Below are 6,899 nucleotides of genomic sequence, written 5' to 3'. Positions count from 1 at the left end.
TCACAACCCACTCCTTCACTAACATGCCCCCGGCCATCGATAAAAGCCGGGGACAGTAGCTGGTTCTGTGGCCTGACGGCCACCCGGGGGTGGGTCAAAACTAATGGCCAGTAGTGGGTCATTTTAATTGGCCACTAACAGCTCCCACTCATATTGCTTATGGATGCCGCGGATAGTCTGACCGGGCTTAAGGCGGAGGCCCAACAGCCTGCCCAATGCGTCTGCTTGTTCCCATGTCCAGTGCCTGTTCTGCCTGGGCTGGTAGACGCAAGGGAGCGCCAAACCTTGCTTAATTCGGCTCCGCCGAATGCTGTGCAACCCATCGTAGCTTCGGGTGATCTCCACGTCATCAAACCGCCATCGATGCGGTGCTCTAACCGAGGAAAATTCTGCATCGAGAAACTCTCCCCCCAGATCGGCTGCGAGCAGTTGGGCATCACGGGTTTTTTTCCGGTGATCACCCCGGCACTGATCGCAGGCAACGTACGCCGGTGATGTGTTAACTTTTTTCGCAAGTTGCTCCAATTGATAAATTGACCGCTTCGCGTGATGAGAAGCATTTTTCTGGCACTGTAATTCGAAGCTTCCGGATGCTTTGGAGGGCTCAGCGACGATGGCGAAGCCAACGACTTTGCACAACCGCTCAGCTTTTTTTATGCACTTCACGAGAAATACCTGATTGGTTGTAAGCTTCCGCTGTGCGGAGATTCTTCGCCTGCAAAAGGAACACCATCGGCCATCGAACTGGGCGTCTTTTTCGCGGCTTTTTATCTGTCGAAGACTCAAATTGTTGGGCTGTTCGCAGTGATCGCAGAAAAATCGATGCTTTACCGTCGCGTTTTGATACTTGTCGCCGGTGAGCTCGACCCTTACGGTGTGGTGTTCGCCCAGCCACCGCTCAAATTCTGCCTGGGAGTCGGCTAGTTTTTGCCTTGCTAAGCGCTCTGCCGCGCAGGCTTGGCACCAAGTGTCCTGATAAATTATGGATAGTGGCGATGTGGGCCATTCGGGATGTTCCGAATGCCCACACTGAACGGATACGCGCGACGTTAACCCGATATACTCCGAGACAAGCTCACCACCACGCTTCTTTATTTTATCGAGTAACGTCTGGCGCATCTCGTGCGCCCTGTAGAGAAATGCGAGATCGAGAAGGCTTCGATCATAAGCCGGCACCTCAAGGCCCGCCGCCAGAATCGCGTTTTCAACGTGATCAAACATGCGATCAACTGGCCATCCGGGATTCAATTCCCACACGATAATCAGATCGACATTCTGTGCTCCGAGAATAGCGCGTTTCCGGGCATCGCGGTCTTGCTGATCTTGAAAGTCCGCTTCGGTTTTATGGTAGAAATCGACGCGTTCTTTGTGAAATCCGCCTTGATGTTCGTATGCAGTCGTCTCAGATAGATTCAGTCCGTCGAGTTCCAAGCCTTTAAGCCAGGGCGGGTGAGCTTTCGGCATCGGCTCACCAAGAATAATTTCGAGAACCGCCCGGCCGATGGCCTCTGGGAGAGACTTTTTTAGGTCATGGCAGTGTTGGCACCACCCCCCCTCACGTAGTTTGTCGAGCGACACAGCTGCTTCATGATTATGTGGACACAAAAAATGAATCCGCGTGGAACTATTTTGGTACACCGCATCTGGCGCAAGGCGCCCTCCGCGTTTCTCTATATGCGCCCGGGCATCCAGCGCGGCCTGTATCCGGCGTTGGAAATTGCCGCCCTTTGTGGTGGTTAATGAATTAATCTCCGAAAACAGGATAGTCGCGTTGCTCTCATTTGCGATTTTCTTACACGTCGGGCACCCGTGGAACGCATAGTTCAGTTCGTGCAGCTGTGGTGAATATGATGTATCACAGACCACGCACCGCACGGGAAGTGGAACCCCATGATGGATTCTCGAAGGAACGTCCGAAGCCGAGGCCCATTCGACACAGCCCTCAGTGATTGCGTGCAGAATCCTGGGCGCGTCCACGTGAGGTCGATGCAGCCGAATGTTAGAGCGAAAACTCGTACAGAGTGGGCAATTAGGCTCTTTTTTTGCCAATGTGCCACCTCCGCAAATGACCTGAACACCACAGGGCTTATGTTCCGCTACCCAGTCGTCGGATATTTTTAATGCGCCATTCGGCAGAATCTTCCAGGCGCTCGCCCGATCGAAAAGTCGTTTCTCCATGGAGTGCTGTCCTACTCGGCATGATTTTCCCCTCTTTTTTTGATCACACACTGACCCCTGACACATCACGTGATCAGGGCGTGTTGTAAGTGATTGCAGATTTCTCAGTGATTGCACGGTCGGTTTCCCCTGAGGCCCCACACACCGGTGCCCCTCTCGATCCTTGAATTCGCATACGAGGGTCAACCGATCCTGCATTACTAGAATCCGGTTTTGTTTCGGATTCTCTCGAACCAGTGACCAGGTGGATTTAACCGAACACAGCAACCGCTCAACGCGATCCTCAGTCCACGGCTCGGTTCTCCTGAAACCATTCTCCCAATCGCACACCCGACACGATGAGATCTTTGATTTGGTGAAAAGGTGGAGTCCACTGGTTTCAAATCGAATACGGTGTTTTGGGCAAAAGCCGGTCAGCGTCGTCTCAGAAGTTACCAGCACCTCAAAATGATCATATTTGAGGGCAGCCAGGTAGGCTCTTCGACTATCCCTAAATGAGGTAAGCGCGTCGATTAGGTCGTTGTAGGAGGTCGGGTATGTAATACGGCGTCGGATGCACATAGAGTGTTATCCTTTCTCAAGAAAACATCGTTCGATACAGATCAGCCTAGACAATCCTCCCTAATCTGTGTCGACGTGAAGATGTGTTTTTCGCACGCATTGGTCGGGCTAGCGTCTTGGAAGGGGGGTAGCGTGTAAACGATGGGTGGCTGGAATGGCTGATGTGAATGAAGAGGAAGTTGTGGCTGAACTGAGGGAGCAGGTTTATCGTGAGATTTTTGAGCTTTTCGAAGGTAATAGAGCGGCTGCTGAACAATGGCTTTCTTCGCCGATTACGGTCTTGGGCAACCAAGCCCCGATATCGCTAATGGAGAACAGACGGGGGCTACAGAAAATACGCAGCCTCATCAAAAAGTGGGAGCAAGGAGCTGCCTCATAGTAAAGCTGCTCAGTCAGACGGCTGTACTAAAATGGTCGGTCGAGCTACGGCCGAATCCACACGGGAAAATACTGCGTGGGGCGCCGGAGATGGTAAGACCCTCTGCGGAGATTGAAAGGCCCGTCTTGTCAGGTACACGAACGGCCATATTCACTGTACTAGACCGTTCGCCTGCGCTTTTAAACAAAAGCGAACATCCGCGCTGCGCCCTATCAGCACCAATCTCCTCTCCGCAGAGTCGAAAAATTTATCCCCTTCGGATGGCATCCTATACCTCGAAAACTCCATTCCAGTTCTTTAGAACTAGGGCTTATGCCGTTTTATGATTATGCGACTGATCAAAAAAAGCACATAGTAATTAGCATAAGCAACAGTTTTTATCTGCACAATAAGTGCAGCCTCTCGGAAGCCAAACCCCGAGAGCATGGAACAGCTTCTTAAAAGCATTTGTATCAGGTCGATCTCAGCGGCAGATCATAAGCCGCAACCTTTCCTAATACACGGCATCTCTGCCAACAATCCCAGAACCACGATCAATAGAACAATGGAGGGAAAACTAATGGATTATGAAACGGACTATCTAGTGATTGGCAGTGGTGCCACAGCAATGGCTTTTGTGGACATGATGCTCACACAAACCGACGCCACCTTTTTGATGGTTGACCGCCGTCCAAAAGTGGGCGGGCACTGGAACGACGCGTATCCTTTTGTGCGATTACACCAGCCCTCAGGCTTTTATGGCGTTGCTTCGCGACCATTAGGGCGTCATAGACTGGATGAAACAGGGTTTAACACTGGCTTTCTCGAATTAGCGACGGGTGTTGAAGTCCTAAACTACTTCCATTCACTAATGGACGAAGTATTTATTCCATCAAAGCGTGTTCAGTATCTGCCGTTATGTGACTACACAGATAACGGCACTATCGTCTCACTGATGTCAGGTGAGGAACACGAGGTCACAGTGAACAAAAAAGTGGTGAACGCCACTCTCATGACCACGGAAGTTCCGATGACTCACACACCCCGATTCGAGGTTGCAGAAGGGGTGAAGTGTGTTCCCCCCAACCATCTGTGTCGACTGGCGCCGCAGTACAAACACATCACCATACTCGGCGGCGGCAAGACTGGGATCGATAGCATCACCTGGTTACTGGCTAATGATTATCCGGCTGACAATATCACCTGGGTGATCCCCCGCGATTCATGGTTTTACAACCGTCGAAATTTCCAGCCTGACGAGGCCTTCTTAGGTCAGGCACTGGAGTTTTTTGCCAGTCAAACAGAAACCTTTGCCACGGCCAGAACCGTCGAGGAAGTTTGCTTGGGCATGGAGTCGGCAGGTAACTGGCTGCGCCTGGATAAGAGTATATGGCCCAGTATGTTTCATGCAGCCATCATCACCGAAACAGAGCTTGAGCAAATTCAACGCATTACCAATGTTGTCCGACTCGGTCACGTTGAAGCGATCAACGCAAATGGCATGCAGTTAACCCAGGGTGAAGTCAGCTGCGAGCCAGACACCTTATACATAGACTGTACCGCCAGCGGGGTTGGTAAACACTGGGAAGATCTCCCTCCTGTTTTTCAACATGATCGGATTAACCTACAGCCGATCAGCGTATGGCAAGCCTGTTTTAGCGGCGCATTAATCGCCTTTATAGAAGCCAACATTGAGGATGAGGCATTGCGGCAAGCGATGACTCACTCAAGCCCCTATACGGATACAGTGAGAGACTTCCTGACATCACAGGCAAACATGATGATGAATATCGCCCACTGGAAAGCGCACCCAGAGGTTGCACAGTTTCTAGTGGATTGCCGTCTCGATGGTTTTGCTCGTCTTATCGCCAACATCAGCCCCGATGACCAGGAAAAGCATAACCAGCTTCAACGTTTCGAGCAGAACTTCGAAGGCGCGGCGAAGAACCTTTTTCATTTGGCAGCGACTGCCTAAGCAACCGGATGCTTACTGATGGATACGCACATTCAATCGATAGAATCTGGTTTGCCAGCGCCTGATATTCAAATTTTAGAGATCAATGGGCTAACCATGAAGGTTGCTAGCATGGGCAGTGGGCCTCTGGTGGTGTTATGCCATGGTTTTCCTGAATTGGCGATTTCCTGGCGTAGTCAGATTGCTGCTCTGGCTGCTGCTGGGTACCGGGCGGTGGCACCTGACATGAGAGGCTACGGTGGAACAACGGCTCCATCAGAAGTCAGCGATTATACAATGCTGCACATTGTAGGAGATATGGTCGAGTTGGTCCGCGCCCTAGGCGAGAAACAGGCCGCTATTGTGGGACATGATTGGGGTGCACTTGTTGCCTGGAGTTGTGCCTTACTACGGCCCGACCTTTTTACCTCTGTCGTAGGAATGAGCGTACCTTTCGTGCCTGTTGCTTCCGTCGATATTTTGTCTGCTTTGCGCGATGCAGGCGTCGACCATTTTTATCTTCAATACTTTCAAGCCCCCGGTGTGGCTGAGGCCGAGTTGGAACAGGACGTTGCGGCGTCCATCCGCCGGATGCATTACAGCGCCTCTGGCGATGGGCCGGACACTGTCACCTTTGGCATGCTGAAAACGGGTAAAGGTATTCTGCATAACACAGTGGAGCCTGAAACACTGCTGGATTGGCTGAGCGAGCGGGACGTTGAGGAGTATGCGTCAGAGTTTCGAAGAACGGGCTTTGATGGCGGGCTTAACTGGTACCGCAACATTAAGCGGTCATCGGAATTAATGGCGCCCTGGCGAGGGCAAGTCATTCATCAACCTTCCCTGTTTATTGCTGGCGAGGCTGATGACGTACTCAAGTTTCCAAATGCTCAGGCTAATATCGATAATTTTTCTAACACATTACCTGGCATGCGCGGTTGTCACATTCTCCCCAGTGCGGGGCACTGGATTCAGCGCGAGCGGGCGACAGCAGTGAATGAGCTTTTGATCGAATTTCTTGGCGGCCTCAAGAATGCCGGCTGAACACCAAGTTTTCAGCTGTTGAGGATATAGGGAGCCTGCCAAATTAACGTAACGAACGAATGTTCCGTCTAAGTCCTGTTTGCTGTCGAATGCAGCTCACTTGCCGAGTTGGAAACCTATGAAAGTCCAAAAACTGAAGCTATATCATTTCCCCGCGACTCGCAGTGCCCGTGTGCGGTGGGCGTTGTACGAAACAATTGGAGATGAGTTTGAACTCCAAGCTTTGGATCTGTATCGCGGAGACCAATACCGCGACGAGTATTTGCAGAAGAATCCAAACCACAATGTGCCGCTGCTTGAAATCACCATGGAGGATGGTTCTGTCCAACGGATGCTAGAAAGCGTAGCGATGGTGGAATGGCTGGTAGATTCATTCCCGGAGAAGAAGCTCTCGCCCCCTGTTGGGCTATCACCTGAGCGAGCCGATTATCTGCAAATGGTGCACTTTGGTGGCACCTGGATGGATATGATGCTTTGGCAAGTGCGGATACACGAGCACGTCCTGCCTTCAGACCAGTCTGACCCACGAACGATCGATCGATATCGACAGAAGTTCGTAGAGGAAGTGGAGCCGCAACTTAAAGAAAGGTTGTGCCAGACTTCCTTTATATGCGGCGACGCATTTTCAGGAGCGGATATCGTGATTGGCCATAACGTGACTTGGGAGGCTGTAAACCAAATTGTGTAACTGCCCACGACTGAGTAGTCTTTTCAAAAGGATACCATCGTGGGTACGCAATTGGACCAAGAAAAACTTAAAGCTATGGCCGCCGAGCTGGCCAAGGACATCAAGTCTGAAAAAGA

The 6,899-nt window shown here is 51.3% G+C and carries 5 protein-coding genes; 4 read left to right on the top strand and 1 reads right to left on the bottom strand.

From position 1 onward, the window contains the following. Positions 1 to 123 precede the first annotated feature (123 nt). The gene (locus tag AC13E3_RS00325; protein ID WP_482901562.1) at positions 124 to 2,178 is read right to left on the bottom strand and encodes a hypothetical protein; all 2,055 of its coding nucleotides are present in this window, start codon (positions 2,176 to 2,178) and stop codon (positions 124 to 126) included. Positions 2,179 to 2,893: 715 nt separating this feature from the next. Between AC13E3_RS00325 and AC13E3_RS00320 the strand changes: the two genes are divergently transcribed. The 4 genes from AC13E3_RS00320 to AC13E3_RS00305 all read left to right on the top strand — a co-directional run bounded on the left by AC13E3_RS00320 (position 2,894) and on the right by AC13E3_RS00305 (position 6,783). Continuing rightward, the gene (locus AC13E3_RS00320) at positions 2,894 to 3,118 is read left to right on the top strand and encodes an MbcA/ParS/Xre antitoxin family protein (RefSeq protein WP_092032323.1); all 225 of its coding nucleotides are present in this window, start codon (positions 2,894 to 2,896) and stop codon (positions 3,116 to 3,118) included. A 559-nt stretch (positions 3,119 to 3,677) separates the two neighbouring features. Beyond that, positions 3,678 to 5,072 (top strand): NAD(P)/FAD-dependent oxidoreductase, encoded by a 1,395-nt coding sequence (locus AC13E3_RS00315; RefSeq protein WP_092034398.1) that lies wholly within the window; start codon positions 3,678 to 3,680, stop codon positions 5,070 to 5,072. An 18-nt stretch (positions 5,073 to 5,090) separates the two neighbouring features. Beyond that, the gene (locus AC13E3_RS00310; protein WP_092034400.1) at positions 5,091 to 6,095 is read left to right on the top strand and encodes an alpha/beta fold hydrolase; all 1,005 of its coding nucleotides are present in this window, start codon (positions 5,091 to 5,093) and stop codon (positions 6,093 to 6,095) included. Positions 6,096 to 6,213: 118 nt separating this feature from the next. Further along, positions 6,214 to 6,783: a glutathione S-transferase family protein gene (locus AC13E3_RS00305; protein ID WP_092034402.1), complete on the top strand. Its 570-nt coding sequence runs from the start codon at positions 6,214 to 6,216 to the stop codon at positions 6,781 to 6,783. Positions 6,784 to 6,899: the final 116 nt, after the last annotated feature.

It is taken from the genome of Marinobacter sp. L-80 (assembly GCF_056859395.1).
Note: the sequence above shows the minus strand (reverse complement) of the source record. Positions and strands in the feature narration are given on the sequence as shown.